Source organism: Citroniella saccharovorans (genome assembly GCF_035481615.1).
Classification (GTDB): domain Bacteria; phylum Bacillota; class Clostridia; order Tissierellales; family Peptoniphilaceae; genus Citroniella; species Citroniella saccharovorans.
This window is the reverse complement of the sequence record NZ_JAYKOT010000003.1, coordinates 1,073,306-1,091,801: the sequence shown is the minus strand read 5'-3', so window position 1 is coordinate 1,091,801 and position 18,496 is coordinate 1,073,306. Positions and strand designations below refer to the sequence as shown.

The 18,496-nt window shown below is 30.2% G+C and carries 21 protein-coding genes; 19 read left to right on the top strand and 2 right to left on the bottom strand.

The features are described 5' to 3' along the window. The first annotated feature begins 90 nt into the window (after positions 1-90). From VLK81_RS07825 to VLK81_RS07815, 3 genes are read left to right on the top strand one after another with little or no spacing between them, the layout of a single operon-like run. Positions 91-918 (top strand): NfeD family protein, encoded by an 828-nt coding sequence (locus tag VLK81_RS07825; protein ID WP_324620069.1) that lies wholly within the window; start codon positions 91-93, stop codon positions 916-918. After that, complete coding sequence (gene floA, locus VLK81_RS07820; protein ID WP_324620068.1) at positions 903-1,889, top strand: flotillin-like protein FloA; 987 nt, start codon at positions 903-905, stop codon at positions 1,887-1,889. Before VLK81_RS07825 ends, floA begins: the two co-directional genes overlap by 16 nt. 26 nt (positions 1,890-1,915) lie before the next feature. Continuing rightward, positions 1,916-2,392, top strand: a complete 477-nt coding sequence (locus tag VLK81_RS07815; protein WP_324620067.1) for a hypothetical protein — start codon at positions 1,916-1,918, stop codon at positions 2,390-2,392. A 50-nt stretch (positions 2,393-2,442) separates the two neighbouring features. Here VLK81_RS07815 and VLK81_RS07810 read toward each other — a convergent pair whose 3' ends face one another. Then, positions 2,443-3,351: a DMT family transporter gene (locus VLK81_RS07810; RefSeq protein ID WP_324620066.1), complete on the bottom strand. Its 909-nt coding sequence runs from the start codon at positions 3,349-3,351 to the stop codon at positions 2,443-2,445. Positions 3,352-3,488: 137 nt separating this feature from the next. Beyond that, entirely contained in the window at positions 3,489-4,502 is a 1,014-nt protein-coding gene (locus VLK81_RS07805) for a threonine aldolase family protein (RefSeq protein WP_324620065.1), read from the bottom strand. 106 nt (positions 4,503-4,608) lie between these two features. Between VLK81_RS07805 and pepT the strand changes: the two genes are divergently transcribed. The 16 genes from pepT to tnpA all read left to right on the top strand — a co-directional run bounded on the left by pepT (position 4,609) and on the right by tnpA (position 18,299). Further along, positions 4,609-5,820 carry a peptidase T gene (gene pepT, locus VLK81_RS07800; RefSeq protein WP_324620064.1) on the top strand — a complete coding sequence of 404 codons (1,212 nt, stop codon included), beginning with the start codon at positions 4,609-4,611 and terminating at the stop codon, positions 5,818-5,820. Between the two features lies 1 nt (position 5,821). After that, on the top strand, positions 5,822-6,049 hold the full coding sequence (locus tag VLK81_RS07795; protein WP_324620063.1) for a hypothetical protein: 228 nt from the start codon (positions 5,822-5,824) through the stop codon (positions 6,047-6,049). Then, positions 6,030-6,536, top strand: coding sequence for an FAD-dependent oxidoreductase (locus tag VLK81_RS07790; protein ID WP_324620062.1), 507 nt, complete (start codon positions 6,030-6,032; stop codon positions 6,534-6,536). Before VLK81_RS07795 ends, VLK81_RS07790 begins: the two co-directional genes overlap by 20 nt. Beyond that, a complete protein-coding gene (locus tag VLK81_RS07785; RefSeq protein WP_324620061.1) occupies positions 6,493-7,356 on the top strand; it encodes an NAD(P)/FAD-dependent oxidoreductase in 864 nt (287 codons plus the stop codon). The genes VLK81_RS07790 and VLK81_RS07785 overlap by 44 nt, the downstream gene beginning before the upstream one ends. A 45-nt stretch (positions 7,357-7,401) precedes the next feature. Then, positions 7,402-7,911, top strand: coding sequence for a cation:proton antiporter domain-containing protein (locus VLK81_RS07780; protein WP_324620060.1), 510 nt, complete (start codon positions 7,402-7,404; stop codon positions 7,909-7,911). Beyond that, positions 7,890-8,948, top strand: a complete 1,059-nt coding sequence (locus tag VLK81_RS07775; protein ID WP_324620059.1) for a cation:proton antiporter domain-containing protein — start codon at positions 7,890-7,892, stop codon at positions 8,946-8,948. Before VLK81_RS07780 ends, VLK81_RS07775 begins: the two co-directional genes overlap by 22 nt. A 7-nt stretch (positions 8,949-8,955) precedes the next feature. Then, positions 8,956-9,270 carry a hypothetical protein gene (locus tag VLK81_RS07770; RefSeq protein ID WP_324620058.1) on the top strand — a complete coding sequence of 105 codons (315 nt, stop codon included), beginning with the start codon at positions 8,956-8,958 and terminating at the stop codon, positions 9,268-9,270. 86 nt (positions 9,271-9,356) lie between these two features. Continuing rightward, a complete protein-coding gene (purE, locus tag VLK81_RS07765) occupies positions 9,357-9,845 on the top strand; it encodes a 5-(carboxyamino)imidazole ribonucleotide mutase (RefSeq protein WP_324620057.1) in 489 nt (162 codons plus the stop codon). Continuing rightward, positions 9,846-11,204: an amidophosphoribosyltransferase gene (gene purF / locus VLK81_RS07760; RefSeq protein ID WP_324620056.1), complete on the top strand. Its 1,359-nt coding sequence runs from the start codon at positions 9,846-9,848 to the stop codon at positions 11,202-11,204. Beyond that, complete coding sequence (gene purM, locus VLK81_RS07755; protein ID WP_324620055.1) at positions 11,188-12,213, top strand: phosphoribosylformylglycinamidine cyclo-ligase; 1,026 nt, start codon at positions 11,188-11,190, stop codon at positions 12,211-12,213. The genes purF and purM overlap by 17 nt, the downstream gene beginning before the upstream one ends. Beyond that, entirely contained in the window at positions 12,204-12,782 is a 579-nt protein-coding gene (gene purN, locus VLK81_RS07750; RefSeq protein ID WP_324620054.1) for a phosphoribosylglycinamide formyltransferase, read from the top strand. Before purM ends, purN begins: the two co-directional genes overlap by 10 nt. Then, complete coding sequence (purH, locus tag VLK81_RS07745; RefSeq protein ID WP_324620053.1) at positions 12,772-14,295, top strand: bifunctional phosphoribosylaminoimidazolecarboxamide formyltransferase/IMP cyclohydrolase; 1,524 nt, start codon at positions 12,772-12,774, stop codon at positions 14,293-14,295. Before purN ends, purH begins: the two co-directional genes overlap by 11 nt. A gap of 9 nt (positions 14,296-14,304) precedes the next feature. Next, positions 14,305-15,585, top strand: a complete 1,281-nt coding sequence (purD, locus tag VLK81_RS07740; protein WP_324620052.1) for a phosphoribosylamine--glycine ligase — start codon at positions 14,305-14,307, stop codon at positions 15,583-15,585. Between the two features lie 51 nt (positions 15,586-15,636). Next, a complete protein-coding gene (locus VLK81_RS07735; protein WP_324620051.1) occupies positions 15,637-17,307 on the top strand; it encodes a formate--tetrahydrofolate ligase in 1,671 nt (556 codons plus the stop codon). A gap of 18 nt (positions 17,308-17,325) precedes the next feature. Further along, complete coding sequence (locus tag VLK81_RS07730; RefSeq protein WP_324620050.1) at positions 17,326-17,637, top strand: YerC/YecD family TrpR-related protein; 312 nt, start codon at positions 17,326-17,328, stop codon at positions 17,635-17,637. A gap of 188 nt (positions 17,638-17,825) precedes the next feature. Further along, positions 17,826-18,299 (top strand): IS200/IS605 family transposase, encoded by a 474-nt coding sequence (gene tnpA, locus VLK81_RS07725; RefSeq protein ID WP_324618628.1) that lies wholly within the window; start codon positions 17,826-17,828, stop codon positions 18,297-18,299. Positions 18,300-18,496: the final 197 nt, after the last annotated feature.

The window sequence follows — 18,496 nt, the reverse complement described above, 5'->3', positions numbered from 1 at the left end:
GTGGTTTTTTGTTTTAATTATAAAAAAATTATTAAGATTATTTTTTATAGAATAAATGAGGGTATAATTTTATTAGAAAGGGTGGTGAACATGAAAAGATGTAGTAAATTTATATTAATCCTCATTTTGATTTTATCAGTGCTAAACTTAAAAATTACTAATTCTGTAAAAGCTGATAGTTATAATTCAGAAAGTATTTTTCCAGTTAGCATTAACATGGAAAGTCTAAGTATAAATGATACAAATGAGGGAAAAACTCTTAATTCAGATAATGCTTTTCTTAGCTTTATATCGAGTCCTTTAGTTAATACTATTCTATTAATTTTAGCTTTTACATCTTTAGTTGTAGAATTATTTGTTCCAGGATTTGGTGTTTTTGGATTTTTAAGCCTATTTTCCTTTATATTGTTTTTTATTGGGGGAATCAATACAGGTAGTGTTGATATAATATCTATGTCAATGTTTGCACTTGGATTGGTTTTGTTATTTATTGAACTTTTAATCCCAGGATTTGGAGTTGCAGGAGTCACAGGAATATTTTCACTAATTGCTGGACTAATTCTATCCAGCCAAAATATTAGTCATGGAATTGTTTCTGTTTCTATAGCCATATTCATATCCATTATTGTTTCATACATTTTGATTAAAAAAGGTATGAAAAGTAAACTTTTTGGCAAGGTAATTTTAAATGAGAGCTTAGAAGTTAAAGATAAAAAAGCTGAGGACTTTACAAATCTTTACAACAAAATTGGAAAAACTGTCACAATCCTTAGACCATCTGGTATAATTGAAATAGATGGAAAAAGATATGATGCACTTACAGAAGGTGAATTTATTGAAAGCAATGTAGAAATTATTGTTTCAAGAATTGTTGGAAGTAAAATTTTTGTCAGGAGGGTAAAATGCCAAATAATATAGTTTTTATTGGTTTGATTGGTTTAATAATCATAATATTTCTATCCATATTCTTCACCATGGTTCCAGTAGGATTATGGATAACTGCTATTTTTTCTGGAGTAAAGGTAAAGATATCTACTCTAGTTGGAATGAGACTTAGAAGGGTAGTTCCTTCAAGAATCATAAATCCACTTATAAAAGCAACTAAGGCTGGAATTGATATAGATGTAAACACACTAGAAGCTCACTATCTTGCTGGTGGAAATGTAAATATGGTAGTTGATGCTTTAATTGCAGCACAAAGAGCAAATATTGACATTGAATTTGAAAGAGCAGCTGCAATAGATCTTGCAGGAAGGAATGTTTTAGAAGCTGTACAGGTTTCTGTAAATCCTAAAGTTATAGAAACTCCTTTAATTTCGGCTGTAGCCATGAATGGTATTGAAGTTATGGTTAAAGCGAAAGTTACTGTAAGAGCAAATATAGATAGACTTATTGGTGGTGCTGGAGAAGAAACAATAATAGCTAGGGTAGGAGAAGGAATTGTAACAACTGTTGGTTCTGCAAAGAGTCATACTGAAGTTCTAGAAAATCCAGACTCAATTTCACAAACAGTTTTGAGTAAGGGATTAGATTCTGGTACTGCATTTGAAATATTATCAATAGATATTGCAGATGTAGATGTTGGAAGAAATATTGGAGCTAAATTACAAACAGATCAAGCAGAAGCTGATAAAAGAATTGCTCAAGCCAAAGCAGAAGAAAGAAGAGCTATGGCTGTTGCAAAAGAACAAGAGATGATTGCTGAAGTTCGTAGCATGAGAGCAAAAGTTGTTGAAGCTGAAAAAGAAGTGCCTTTAGCTATTGCAGAGGCTTTGAAGAGTGGGAATTTAGGAGTTTTAGATTATTATAATCTAAATAATATTAAAGCTGATACAGATATGAGAGAGTCTTTTTCAAATAAAGAAAAAAATCAAAGTAAAAATGATTAGCTTATTAAATTCTTAGGAGGACTAGGATGTTTCAAAAATTTATAGCTATAGTAATACTATGGATTATTTTCCAAGCTTTTAAATTAAAAAATAAAACATTATCAGTCAATGAAAGAAAGACTCTTCAAAATATTAATAAGAAAAAAGATGGTAGTAAAAATAAAGAAAAAATAAAACATAAAAACAATAACTTATTTATCTCTAAGAATAAGAAGCATAAGTCTAATGATTATATAAGTGAAAAGGAATATATAAAAGAACATTTAGCACAAAAAGAAAAAGTTATTATGGAAAGTGAACTCTCAAAAGCAGCATCTTCATACTCAGATACTAATCTTAATGAGGATACTGATTATCATAATTTAAAATTAAATTATAATTTAGATGAGGGTGAAAAAAGTGAAGAAAGATTAGATAAATTTGAAAATATGGATATTAGAGAAATATTTATTTTCAAAGAGCTTTTAGACAAACCTCTTTCTATTAGAAAAAATAGGCACTAGAAAAGGTCGGTAATTTACCGACCTTTTTAAATTTAAAAAAATAAATATATTTAACTTTTTATTTTTCTTCCTTTAAAAAGAAATGCAAGTTTTGTTTCTGAAATTATTATTGCAAAAAATATGAAAATAAATCCTAAAAGTGATTTAAAAGTAAGAGACTCTATACCAAGTGAAACAGGTAGTATTACGCCAAATATTGATTCACACCCTAAAATAATGGAAGCAGAATTTGGATCTGTATATTTTTGTCCTATATTTTGAAGTAGTAGTGCTATAGCTGTACAAAAAACAGACAAATAAATGACTTCTAGCATGGGCCTTAATTTAAAAACTAAATTTGAATTGTCTTCAAAAATAAGAGTTGTAATCCAAGATAGGATAGCTGAAACAGTAAATTGCATGATTGTAAGTACAAAAGGATCTTTCATTACACCGAATTTTGTAACTGCAACTATATGACTTGCAAATAAAATTCCAGACAAAAGTGCAAGTCCGTCTCCAATTATAGCTTCAGTAGAAGATTTAAATATAGATCCACTTTCTCCAGCCATAGCAATAAAAAATATACCTACTACACAAAAAATTGCCGCTATCATATTGTATTTATCCGGTTTAACTTTATTTGTAAACCAATAAATAAAAGGGACAATAACACAGTAAGATGCTGACAAAAAACCAGATCTACCAGGAGTTGTAAATGTAACTCCTAAAGTTTGACTGGAATAAGCAATAAATAAAAAAAAGCCAATAATAATTCCAGCACCTATTTCATCTTTTCTTGCCTTAATCAATCTTTTACGAAAAATTATCCCCAATATAATAGCAGCAATTGTAAAACGCATACCCAAAATAAAGTTTGGATTAAAAGCATCTGATGCGCTTTTTACAACAGTTAGAGATGTTCCCCAAAGAATAGCTACAATTAAGAGTGCAAGCTTTGGCAATAAATCTTTTTTCAATTTTTTCTCCTTATAAAATAATATTTTATTAAAAAGTTAGAATTTTTAACTAAGTATATTTTACTTTATTTTATTAAAAAAATCAACGAATAAATAACATTATTTTAACGGTAGATAAATTTAAAATAAGATTTTTTTTATAAGTTATCAATTAGTTCATTAACATATGCATCATTTGTAGACCAAGATGTAGATATACGCACATTACATATTTTATCATCATAGGACATAACCCACATATTGAAAGCTTCTCTAAGTTCAAGAAATTTTTCTACAGGTATGTCTACGAATATAAGGTTTGATGTTGAGGCTGAAGTTAGATTATATCCTTTTTCAACTAAACGTCTTCTTATCCTATCAGCTTGGTCATTTGCTTTTTTTGCTAGCTTAAAGATTAAGTTATCTCTGAAAAGCTCGGTAAATTGTATGCCCATAAATCTTGTTTTTGCAAAAAGCATTCCACTACATTTAATATTGTATCTAAAGTCTTCTTTCAGGTAATCATTATTGATAATAAGTGCTTCTCCAAACATTGCTCCACATTTTGTAGCGCCAATATATGTTGCATCAACTAAAGAAGTTAATTCCTTTAAGGTAAGATCATTATTTGAAGCTGAAATAGCATAAGGTAGTCTTGCCCCATCCATAAATAAAAATAGTCCGTGTTTTTTACAAACTTCACTTATTTCGGTTAATCTTTTTTTTGTATATATTGTTCCAGTTTCTGAAGCGTTGGTTATGTAAACCATTTTTGGCTTTGGTTTGTGAAATTTAGATGGATCATTTTCTTTTTTTATTATAAAATCTTCAATATCTTTTGCGTTTAAAAGACCATCTTCATCTCTTATAGTTTCTATTTTATGACCAGCATCTTCAATGGCACCTGTTTCAAGTGTGTTAATATGAGCCTTTGATGATGCAATAATTGATTCAAAAGGTTTTAGAGCAGTTTTTGTTATTAGTTTATTTATAGCAGTTGATCCATGAATAAACCAAATATCCCCTTCAACTAGAGGCTTAATCATTTTCTTTGCTTCTATTGTATAGTCATCAAATCCATATCCTTGTTGTTGAACCATATTTGTTTCTGAAATTTTTTTAATAATATTAGGATGGACACCTTCAAGGTAGTCACAGTTAAAATTTATCATATTTATACCTTCTTTCCAGAAAATATATTAACATTATAAGAATCAATTTGCAATATAATATTAATATTTCCTTAAAATTATGGTATTATTATAAAAGAGGTGAAATATGGATAATTTAATTAATAGATTTATAAAATATGTAAAGGTAAAGACTACTTCGGATCCAGAAAGTATGAGCATTCCTTCAACTAAAGATCAATTAGATCTAGCAAAAATTTTAAAAGATGAACTTATTGAACTAGGACTTACAAATGTAGTTCTGGATGACAAGGGTTATGTTTATGGACTTTTAAAATCTAACTCTGACAAAAAAAATAAAATTGGATTTATTTCTCATATGGACACAGCTCCAGATTTTTCAGGAGAAAATGTTAAACCTGAAATAATAAAAAATTATAATGGTTTGGATATTGTTTTAAATGAAAAAGAAAATATTATATTATCGACCACTGATTACCCAGAACTTTTAGACTTTAAGGGCCACGATATTATTGTAACAGATGGAACAACTCTACTTGGAGCTGATGATAAAGCTGGAATAGCTGAAATAATGACTGCTCTTGAGATTATTATAAGAGAAAATATTCCTCATCCAGATATTTATGTTGGCTTTACTCCAGATGAAGAAATTGGAAGGGGAGCTGATCACTTTGATCTTGATATATTTAAGGCTGACTTTGCCTATACTATAGATGGTGGATATGAAGGGGAGTTTGAATTTGAAAACTTTAACGCTGCTAGTGCAGATATTTGCATAAGTGGAAACAATATCCATCCTGGTTCAGCAAAAGGAAAGATGCTCAATTCAATTTTAATTGCTATGGAACTACAATCAATGCTTCCTACTTTCGATAGGCCTGAATTTACGGAAAATTACGAAGGCTTTTACCTTTTAAGTGACATTTATGGCAGCGTAGAAAAAACTAAAATGAACTATATTATTAGGGATCATGACAGGGAAAAATTTGAAGCTAAAAAAATTCTACTAGAAGAAGTGGTAGATTTTTTAAATAAAAAGTACGGTAAGATAATTGAACTTTCAATAAAAGATTCTTATTATAATATGAGAGAAAAAATAGAGGATAGAAAGGATATTATCGATTTAGCACTAAGTGCTATGGAAGAAGCTGGAATTGAGCCAAAGGTACAAGCAATTAGAGGCGGTACTGATGGAGCTAGGCTATCATTTATGGGACTACCTACTCCTAATATTTTTACAGGTGGTATGAATTACCATGGAAAATATGAGTATGTATCTATAAATTCTATGAAAAAAGCTGTTGAAACTATTGTAAATATTGCAAAACTTTCAAAGTAATATGTATATTATTAGAGAAATAAAACTAAAGGATTCAACTTATAATTCTTTACAAGAAAAAGTCGATTCATTAACTAGAACTAAAAAATCTAAGTTTGAAATTTTTCAATCTTCAATCGACGCGAGATGTGGGATTAAATATGTTTATAGTGTTTTAATTGACGGAGATATTCCAAAACATTTATTAAAAAACAAATCGGTACAAATTTTTGAAAAAAAAAGAATATGAATTCAAGCCTACAAACACTAAAAAGAGCGTTGTTATAATTGGATTTGGGCCTAGCGGTATATTTGCTGCATACTATTTAAGTAAAAGTGGTGTAAAAGTAACTGTAATTGAAAGAGGAGAAAAGATTGAAGATAGGACTCAATCTGTAAGAAAATTTTTTGAAAAGGGAAGTCTAAATTTTAATTCAAATATTTCTTTTGGAGAAGGGGGAGCAGGCACTTTTTCTGACGGAAAGCTTACGTCAAGATCTAAGGATCCAAGATTATATGAAGTTTTAAAGACTTTAACCGAATTTGGTGCTCCTAGTGAAATTCTACACAAGAAAATGCCTCATGTAGGTACGGATATTTTAAGAGAGATAATTATAAAAATGAGAAAGCACTTAGAAGATTTGGGAACAAAGTTTTATTTCTCAACTAAGGCTGATGATTTTGTATTTAAAGATGGAAAACTTATTAAAGTTTTCGCTGGAGAAAAAAGAATTTGAAGCTGATGATTTTGTTTTAGCTATAGGAAACAGTTCCTGGGACACTATTGAAAATTTAAAAGGTAAAATTAAAATTTCCAATAAAAACTTTGCTGTTGGTTTTAGGATTGAACACCTAAGAGAAGATATAGATAAGGCACAATACAAAGAAAATTATAAAAATCTTCCATCAGCTTCATATAATCTATCATATAAGGCTGAAGGCAATAAGGGTGTATATACATTTTGCATGTGTCCAGGCGGTTATGTTATTAACTCATCATCTTATGAGGGATGCCTTTCAGTAAATGGTATGAGCTATCATAAAAGAGATTTTGTTAACTCTAATAGTGCGATAGTTACAAGCGTTAACGAGGAAGATTATGGAGATTGTGAGTTATCCGCTCTTAACTATCAAAAAGAAATTGAAAGAAAAGCTTTTTTACTTGGAGGAGGGAATTATTTTGCTCCTTGCCAGAGATTAGAAGACTATATAAATGGAGTAAAATCTTCTTCTATAGGAAAAATTAAGCCAAGCATTTTACCAGGATACACTCTTACAGATTTAAACTTGGTTTTTTCTTCACAAATAAATAAAAGAATAAAAGATGGTATTTTATCTATGGGGAAAAAACTTAAAGGCTTTGACTACAAAGATGCTATTTTAACGGGAGTTGAAAGTAGAACATCCTCGCCTGTAAGATTAGATAGGAATGAAGAGATGAAGTCCATTGGAATAGAGAATTTATATGTTATTGGAGATGGATCTGGATATAGTGGAGGAATTGTTTCAGCGGCTATAGATGGTATAAGGGCTTTTGAAAATATAACAAAAAATTAGGAGGTGATTATAATAGCATATATAATTGTATCTTTTGTTTTAATAATGGCGCTTTTTGGAATAAAATTTTCAAATAAGTCTGGAATTCCATCTCTACTTTTGTTTATATTTTTTGGTATGAGTTTCAATTTATTTGGATATGATTTTAATAACTTTGAGTTTATTGAAAGCTTATCTTCTATTGCCCTAGTTGTAATAATGTTTTATGGTGGATTTGGTACAAGGTGGTCTATGGCTAAACCTGTTTTTAAAGAAGCAAGTGTTTTAAGCTTTTTTGGCGTAATTATTACAGCACTTTTAACTGGTTTATTTATTCATTATGTATTAGGATTTTCTTTGCTAGAAGGAATGTTAATAGGTTCAATTGTAGGATCCACCGACTATGCTTCTGTATCAAATGTACTAAGAAGCAAAAACCTTAATTTAAAATATAATACAGCTCCTCTTTTGGAAGTAGAGTCTGGATCTAATGACCCAACAGCTTTTACATTAACATTTGTTTTTATTTCTCTACTTAAGGGAGAAAAAAATCAATGTTGGATTTTTTTCTTTTAAAGCAGGTTTTAATAGGGCTTTTGATTGGACTAATATTTTCATATATAACATATAAGATTATTGAAAAGTTAGATTTTAACGATGATGGACTACTCACAATTTTTATAATTGCTATAGTTACTTTTACATTTTCATTTACAAACCTAATTTCAGGAAATGGATATTTAGCTATATATGTACTAGGAATTTGTATTGGAAATCAGTTTTATAAAGGAAAGAGGGAAGTTATATTCTTTTTTGATGGTCTAACAAATATTATGGAGATTGGCTTATTCTTTCTTTTAGGCCTTCTTTCTAATCCAAAAATGATAGTGGAAAATTTGCTTACTTCATTTTTTGTTGCTATTTTTTTAATGGTTATTGCTAGACCGATTGCTGTCTATATATTTATGAAATTATTTAAAAAACCTTTAAATCAAATTGCAGTTGTTTCCTTTGCTGGTTTAAGAGGAGCTGCTGCCATAGCATTTGCAATAATGGCAATAAATCAAGGACTCGCCTTAGAAAGTGATGTTTTCCATATTGTTTTCGGGGTCTGCCTTATTTCTAGTCTTGTTCAAGGATTCTTATTGCCAGCTTTTTCTAAAAAGATGGATATGATTGATCCAAATGACACTGTTTTAAATACTTTTAATTATTATATGGATAAAACTCCAATTGGTTTTATAAAATTTAAAGTTGAAAAATCAACTAACCTAATTAATAAAAAAGTAAAAGACTTAAATCTATCTTTTAATGTAATTGTTGCAAAAATTATTAGAGATAATAAAACAATTATTCCAAAAGGTGATACAAGTTTTGAAGAAAATGATATAATAATTATCGGTGGTGAGAGCTATTTTGGAGATAGCAACCATGACTTAAAAGAATTTACTGTTGGTCCTTTTCACAGTTGGAAGGGTAAGAAAATCAAGGAATTAGATATTTCAAAAGATATCTTAATTGTAATGTTACAGGATTCTGAGGGAAATGTTGTAGCCCCAAATGGAGAAACTTTAATTAAGGGTGGAGAAAAGATAATCACCCTAGAAAAGTAGGTGCTTTATGTTAAATAAAAAATTAAAATCCTTTTATAAGATTTTCATTAAAAATATAGAGTCTGAAGCTCTAAAATTTGATGAGTTTTGGATTGAAAAAAGTGAGAATAATATACTTGTATTTAAATTAACAGATAGTAGCCCTATTTTTATAGAAGAATTTCCAAATGAAGAGTATCACTGTAAAGAAATTGATACAGACAATAGAATAGACTATGACAAAAAGGTCATATTGAAAGAGTACCTTGGGAAAAAGGATTTGTACTACTATACAAATTTTATGCTTTTATGCTTAGGAATAAATGTTCTTTCAAAAAAATAAAAAAGAGACTACATGTCTCTTTTTTAAATTAACTTATCAAAATATGATATAATAAATTTAGAAATTATAATTAGGGAGGTATCATAATGAAAGTTTCAGTTGTAATGGGTAGTAAGTCAGATAGGGAAGTAGTACAAAAGACTGTCAATAAGCTTAAGGAATTTGGAGTAGAAGTTGATTTTAGAATTATTTCAGCTCATAGAACTCCTCAGCTTGCACATGACTATGCAAAGGGACTTGAAGATATTGGAAGTGAGGTTTTAATTTGTGCTGCAGGAAAAGCTGCGCACTTAGCAGGAGTTATGGCAGGGATAACTACATTACCAGTAATTGGTCTACCAATAAAATCTTCAACTATGGATGGACTTGATTCACTATTATCTGTAGTTCAAATGCCTTCAGGTATTCCTGTAGCAACAGTTGCAATAAATGGAGCAGAAAATGCAGCTATATTAGCTATACAAATTTTGGCTGTAAAATATGATGAGTTAAAAGTTAAATTAAAAGATTATAAAAAAAGTATGAACGATAAAATTTTAGAAGATGATTTAAGCTTACAAGGGGAATTAAAATAGATGAGTGGTATTTTCGGAGTTACATCTAACAACAGTCATTCACAGATGCTTACCTACTATGCACTATATGCTCTTCAACATAGGGGAGAATATGCATGCGGAATAGCAACAAATACTAGTGGTTATATTGATTATAAAAAAGGTTATGGTCTAGCAAGTTCTGTTATAGAAGAAGAAACGCTTAAGATCTTAAGAGGAAAAGTTTCATTAGGTCATGTTTCTAACTCTCAAGTAGATATTGAAAAAAATGAAATTGACCCAAAGGTAATAGGTTATGAAGATGGTACGATTGCAGTTAATTTTGATGGTCACTTATTAAACTATGATAGGTTAAAAAAAATAACCTTAGATCATGGCTGTGAGGTTGAAAATGACACACATACTGAAATTGTAGCAAATTTAATAGCTATTAATTATAATGGCGATATTGAAGAAGCTATCGTTAAGACTATTAAAATGCTTGAAGGTGCATTTGCAATTCTAATTATGGAGAAAAATAAAATTTACGCTATTAGAGATAGATATGGTATAAAGCCTTTAGTCTATGGCAAAAATGATTACGCTAGTATGTTTTCTTCAGAGACTTGCGCTTTTGATGCTCTTTCAGCTGAATATGTTAGAGATCTAGAACCAGGCGAGATGATTGTTGCTGAAGGAGACAAAATTGAAAGCAAACAAATACTTGATAAAAAGTGCAACAAATCTTGTATATTTGAAGTCATATATACTTCAAGACCTGACTCTATAATTAATGGAATGTCTGTTTATAAAATGAGAAGAAACTCTGGAAGAAAGCTTGCTAAGACCTGTCCAGAAGGAATTGATGTTGTAATAGCAGCTCCAGATTCTGGTACAGTTGCATCAATAGGATTTGCTGAAGGTTCTAAAGTAGCTTATGGAATTGGAATAATTAAGAATAGATATATAGGTAGAACTTTTATAGAAAAAACAGAAAAAACAAGAGTTGATAAGGTAAGAATAAAACTAAATGTTCTTAAAGAAATAATCGATGGAAAAAATGTTTTGGTAGTAGATGATTCTATTGTTAGAGGAACTACTATGATGAGAACGGTAAAAATGTTAAAAGATGCTGGAGCTAAATCAGTTCATGTTAGGGTTGCTTCCCCTATGGTATTTTATAATTGTAAAATTGGTGTTAATAAGTCTGTAACCGGTAAAATGCTTGCAATGGATCATTCACTTGAAGAAATTAGACAAGCTATTGGAGCAGATTCACTTGAATATATAACATATAGAGACATGGTTGAGGCTTTTGGCGGTGAAGGTCACTATTGTACAGGATGTATTAATAATGTATATCCAGAAAATTTGGAGGAATTAAATGGCGATAGATTATAAGGCTGCTGGTGTAGATAGGGAAGCTGGCTATGAAGAAGTAAGAAAAATTAAAGAAATAGTAAAAGCTACTAATAATGAAAATGTACTTTCAAAAATTGGAGGATTTTCAGGCCTATATAAATTACAAGGATATAAAAATCCAATTTTAGTTACTGGAACAGATGGCGTTGGAACAAAGCTTAAACTTGCTTTTATGACTGGAATTCACGATACAGTTGGCATTGACCTTGTTGCAATGAGTGTTAATGATATTTTATGTCAAGGTGCAAAACCTTTATTTTTCTTAGATTATATAGGATGTAGTCATCTTGATGCAGATAAAATGGCTGAAATTGTAAAGGGAGTAGCAGATGGATGCGTTCAGTCAGGATGTGCTTTAATAGGTGGAGAAACAGCTGAAATGCCTGGATTTTATGACGATGGTGAATATGATATGGCTGGATTTGCTGTAGGTGTTGTAGAAGAGGATAAAATTTTAGATGGATCTAAAATTAAAGAAGGAGATATACTTATAGGATTAAAATCTTCAGGATTTCATTCAAATGGATATTCTCTAATAAGAAAATTAGTATTTGAAGATGGGAAATTTAGTCCAAATCATAAATTATCTTTTTCAGATAAGCCACTTGCTGAAGAACTTCTAACACCAACAAAAATTTACTACAATGATGTTAAAGATTTACTCGAATTAGACTATGTAAATGCCTTGGTTCATATTACAGGTGGAGGATTATATGAAAATGTTCCAAGAATTCTGCCAAATGATTTAGATGCAGAATTTGACTTAAAAAATTATGAAATTCCAGAAATTTTTAATTTTGTAGGTGAGCTTGGAAATGTTGAAGAAAAAGAAATGTTTTCTACTTTCAATATGGGACTTGGAATGATTATGTTTGTTTCTAAGGAGAATATCGATAAGGCTAAGGAAATACTGGATAAAAATAATACAGAATACCTTGAAGTTGGTAAGGTAGTAAAAGGAACAGGAAATATTAAAATATGGAGATAAAGAATCTAGCCATATTTATATCAGGATCAGGGACAAATCTTCAAGAGATAATAGATAAAAGTAGAAATGGATATTTAAAAGCTAACATAAAACTTGTAGTTAGTGACAATGAAAATGCCTATGGACTTAAGAGGGCAAAAAATGCCAAGATAGATACTTTTATAGTTAAAAAAAATTATAAGGAACTTTTAAGTGAGCTTGATAAAAGAGAGATTGATTTAATAGTTTTAGCTGGATTTTTAAGTATTGTTCCTAAAGATTTTATTGACTCTTTTAAAGGGCATATTCTAAATATCCACCCTTCATTAATTCCAAAATATTGCGGTAAGGGAATGTATGGATCAAAAGTTCATGAATTAGTTCTAGAAAACAAGGAAGGAATAAGTGGAGTTACAGTTCATTTTGTAGATGATAAGATTGATCATGGAACTATAATTGCTAGAGATTTTGTTCCAGTATATAATAGCGATAAACTTGAGGATTTAGAGAGAAGAATTCATAAAACTGAACATAGAATTTATCCAAGAATTATTAAGACTTTATTGGAGGGAGATATAATTGAAAAATAAATTAGCACTAATAAGCGTCTACTACAAAGAAGGAGTTGTAGATTTTGCAAAAAGTCTAGTTAAATTAGGATACGATATAACTTCAACAGGCGGAACCCTAAAAATGCTTAGAGAAAATGGAATAGATGCCATTGATGTAACTGAATTAACTAACTTTGAAGAAATACTAGACGGTAGAGTAAAGACTTTAGCTCCTCAAATTTTTGCTGGAATCTTATATAGAAGAGATAAAAAAGACCATGTTGAAACTGTTGAAAGTAAAAATATTAGACCAATCGATATGGTTGTAAATGTTCTTTATCCATTTGAAGAAACTGTGGCAAATAAGGATTCAACAGAAGAAGAAATTATAGAAAAAATTGATATAGGTGGTCCATCTATGATAAGAGCAGCCGCTAAAAATCATAAGGATGTTATCATAGTTACTTCTAATAAAGATTATAACGAAGTTATAGAAAAAATATCTAGTGGAAAAGATGACTACAATTATAGAAAAGAACTTGCTAAAAGAGCTTTTATTAGAACTTGTAAATATGAAATAGCTATTAGTAATTATTTCATGAGAGATGAAGGAGACTTTAAGGACAATCTTCTACTTGGATATGAAAAAGAAGATGAGTTAAGATATGGGGAAAATCCTCATCAAAAAGCAGCTTTTTATAAACCTATCAATGATGATGAATTTGAAAAATTAAATATTATCCAGGGTAAGAAATTGTCTTATAACAATATGCTTGATATTTCTTCTGCAATAGACTTTATGAAAAACTTTACTGATGAGAACACAGTCATAGGTATAAAGCATTTAAATCCATGTGCAATTGCAAGTGATTCAGATTTAGAAACTGCATATGACAAGTGTATAAAAGGAGATAGTGAATCTATCTTCGGAGGAATAGTTGCTCTTAATGGAGAGGTCACAAAGTCTTTAGCTGAAAAAATGACTTCATTTTTCCTTGAAATTGTAATAGCTCCATCTTTTACTGAAGAAGCGATTGAAGTATTTACTAAAAAGAAAAACCTAAGAGTTATTGAATATAAAGAATTGGGTATAAATAATAAGAAGACTGAGATTAGAGAAGTCTTTGGAGGAATTTTACTTCAGGAAAAAGATTTATCTTTATATGATAGCTTAGATGTAGTCACTGATAGAAAACCAAGTGATAAAGAACTTGAAGATTTAATTTTTGCATATAAGGTAGTTAAATGTACAAAATCAAATTCTGTATGTATAGTTAAGGACAAGAGGACTTTGGGCGTTGGACTAGGTGATGTTAATAGATTTTTTGCATCAAGTCATGCACTTGATATGGCAAAGGATGATGCAAAAGGTGCTGTTGTTGCTTCAGATGGATTTTTCCCTTTTGCAGATTCTATTAAAGCCTTCGATGAAAAAGGCATTAAGGCTATTATTCAACCAGGCGGATCAATTAAAGATAAAGACACTATTGACTATGCAAATAAGCATGAAATAAGTATGATTTTTACAAATATGAGACATTTTAGACACTAGGAGGTTTTTTTGAAAGTTTTAGTTATTGGTAGTGGTGGTAGAGAATATTCTATCGCTTCTAAACTAAGTGAATCAAAAAAGGTTGATAAGATTTTTGTTGCACCTGGAAATGCTGGAACTTCTGATTTTGCAGAAAATGTAGACATTGATCCAGATGATATAAAGTCTTTAAAAAAATTTGCTTTAGATAATAAGATTGATCTTACAGTTGTTGGTCCAGAAAAGCCTTTAGTTGATGGAATTGTAGATGAATTTAAAAAAGATGGTTTACTAATTTTTGGGCCTAATAAAAAGGCTGCTCAATTAGAGGGATCAAAAGCATTTTCAAAAGAGTTTATGCTAAAATATGATATTCCTACAGCTAAATATAAAGAGTTTAACGACTACCACAAGGCTGTTGAGGGAATAAAAGATTTTTCTTATCCTCTTGTTATTAAAGCTGATGGACTTTGTGCAGGTAAGGGTGTAATTATATGCAATAGTCCAGTTGAAGCTTTATATGCTTTAAAGGATATTCTTGTTGAAAAAAAATTTAAAGATCAAGGTGAAAAGCTAATAGTTGAAGAATTTTTAGAGGGTTATGAAGCGAGCGTTTTTTTAATAGCTTCAAATAACAAATTACACTTTTTCTCAACAGCTAAGGACTATAAAAAAATTGGCACAGGTGATAAGGGACTTAATACAGGCGGAGTTGGTTGCTTTTCACCTAACCTTTTGTTAGATAATAAAACTAGAGATGAGATACTAGCTAAAATTGTTCCAAAGTTAGAAACAGGACTTGAAAAAGAAGGAATGGATTTTAGCGGAATTTTATTTGTAGGATTTATGATAACTAAAGATGGTCCAAAAGTATTAGAGTTTAATGTAAGATTTGGTGATCCAGAAACAGAGGTTATGCTACCTAGACTTAAGTCAGATTTATTCGACTTACTTTATAAGGCAAGTTCTGACAAAGAATCTATTAAGGAAGAAGATATAGTATTTTCTGAAAAAATTACTATGACTGTAATTTTAACTTCTGGAGGATATCCTGAAAGTTATAAAAAAGGGTATGAAATAAGTGGAACTAAAGAGTTTTTAAAATCAGATAAAGATTTATATTTAGTCCATAATGGAACAAAAATAGTTTCTGACAAACTTTATACAAATGGTGGAAGAGTTCTTTCATGCTCTGCTATGAAAGATACTATGTCAGAAGCTAGAGAGGCAATCTATAGTAATATATCTAAAATACATTTTAACGATGTGTACTATAGAGATGACATTGGCAATGATATTTGCAAAAAATAGAAATAAGTGATATTATACTGTTGTAAAGTATTAATTTTAAGGAGGGATAGTTTGAAAACAGACGTACAAATTGCACAGGAAGCAAAAATGCTTCCAATTATTGAAATAGCTAACAAATTAGGAATTAAAGAAGAAGAGATTACCGCTTATGGTAAAGACAAGGCTAAAATTGACCTTAAAGTTTTAACAGACAGAGAAGATAAAGAAGATGGTAAACTAATTTTAGTAACTGCTATTAACCCAACTCCTGCTGGAGAAGGAAAGACAACTGTAAATATTGGATTATCAATGGCACTTAATAGACTTGGTTACAATGCTGTAACTGCTGTAAGAGAACCATCACTTGGACCAAGCTTTGGTATTAAGGGTGGAGCTGCTGGTGGCGGATATGCTCAAGTTGTTCCTATGGAAGATATTAATATGCATTTTACAGGTGATATGCATGCAATTACTACTTCTCATAACTTAATCTCAGCACTTCTAGATAATCACATACAACAAGGAAATGCTCTAAAAATTGATACTAGAAGAATTATATGGAAGAGAGTTCTTGATATGAATGATAGAGCTTTAAGAAATATAGTTATTGGATTAGGTGGAAAGAGTAACGGCGTTCCTAGAGAAGATGGATTTGATATTACAGTTGCTTCTGAAATTATGGCAATTCTTTGCTTATCTAAAGATTTAATGGATTTAAAAGAAAGAGTTGGTAATATCTTAGTTGCTTACTCTACTGAAAACAAACCAATATTTGTAAAAGATTTAAATGCTCAAGGAGCTGTAGCACTTGTTATGAAGGATGCTATAAAGCCAAATTTAGTTCAAACACTAGAAAACACACCAGCATTCGTTCATGGTGGACCATTTGCTAATATAGCTCATGGCTGTAACTCTATGATTGCAACTCAAATGGCACTTAAAACAGCAGATTATGTAATTACAGAAGCTGGATTCGGTGCTGATCTTGGTGCTGAAAAATTCTTCGATATTAAGTCAAGATTTGGTAATTTAAAACCAAATGCAACTGTTATCGTAGCAACAGTTAGAGCTCTTAAATATAATGGTGGAGTTGACAAGAAAGAATTACAAGCTGAAAATCTTGAAGCATTAAAGAAAGGTTTTGTAAACCTAAAAAGACACATTGAAAATGTTCATAAATTTGGAGTACCTGCAGTAGTTGCTATTAATAGATTTCCAACTGATACTGAAGCTGAATTAAAATACGTTCAAGAAGAAACTGAAAAACTTGGATCAGTAGCAGTTTTAACTGAAGTATTTGCAAAAGGTGGAGAAGGTGGAGAAGATTTAGCAAAAGCTGTTATTAAAACAATTGAAGAAAAAGAATCTAATTATAAACCACTATATGATGTAAATCTATCAATCAAAGAAAAAATAGAAACAATTGCAAGAGAAATATATAGAGCAGGCAGTGTTGTTTATACAAAATCAGTTGAAAAGAAAATAAAAGATATTGAAGCTATCGGACTAGATAAAATGCCAATATGTATGGCTAAAACTCAATATTCATTCTCAGATGATCCTAAGTTATTAGGAGCACCAGAAGGATTTGAATTAACAATTTCTGACATTAAAGTATCTAATGGAGCTGGATTTATTGTAGCACTTACTGGGGATATAATGACTATGCCAGGACTTCCAAAAGTTCCAGCTGCTAATAATATTGATATTAAAGAAGATGGAGAAATTGTAGGACTATTTTAGTAAAAGGAGAGATTATATATGACTAATCCAAAATACAAATCAGATGAATTAGAAGAATTCTTTGAAGCAGTATTAATGCTTGAAACACTTGAAGATTGTTATAAATTTTTTGAAGACATCTGTACAGTAAGAGAACTTAACTCAATTTCTCAAAGGCTTGAAGTTGCTAAGCTATTAAAGATTAGAAAAACATATTCTGAAATTGAAAAGGAAACAGGAGCATCAACTGCTACTATCTCTAGAGTAAATAGAGCTCTTCACTATGGAGCAGATGGATATGATATAGTTCTTGATAATCTAATTGCTAAGGGACTTAAAAAAGATAAGTAAAATATAAAGATAAGATTACTACCTCCTTTATTTAAGGAGGTAGTTTTTTATTGTGCGCTTTAGCATGAATAAACCACCAGCTATGCTGGTGGTAGAAAAAATAAGCTTTAGCTTCAAGCAAAAAACCTCCCATGATAAACTATTTATGTTACTGGCAGTAGCATAGACAGAAAAGGGAGGTATCCTAAATGGATAATAATAGTTTATCACATACATCATGGAATTGTAAGTATCATATAGTATTTGCTCCAAAATATAGAAGACAAGTAATATATGGAAGGTTAAAACAAGATATAGGAAAAATATTAAGGGACTTATGTGATAGAAAAGGAATAAGCATAATAGAAGCAGAATGTTGTCCAGACCATATTCATATGTTGTTAGAAATTCCACCGAAATACAGCATATCTCAAACAATGGGCTATTTAAAAGGAAAAAGTAGTTTGATAATATTTGATAGACATGCAAACTTAAAATACAAATACGGAAATAGACATTTTTGGTGCAGAGGATATTATGTAGATACAGCAGGAAAAAATGCGAAAAAAATACAAGAATATATAAAAAATCAATTAAAAGAAGATTACATGGCAGACCAAATAAGCATTAAAGAATTTGTAGACCCGTTTACGGGAGAGCAAGTAAACAAAAGCAAAAAGTAAGGTGCTTTAGCACCAGCTGTGAAAATTGGTGCACGAGAAAGAAAGTTCGAAGCATGAAATGCTGCCGGTAACAGCCCCTTATAGGGGCAAAACAAACCACCGGCTTAGCCGGTGGTTATGATTGTTTTTTTTCTAAAAACAAATAAATAAAAAATAAAATACTTTATGTAAAAGCAATTATAATTATCATAAATTAT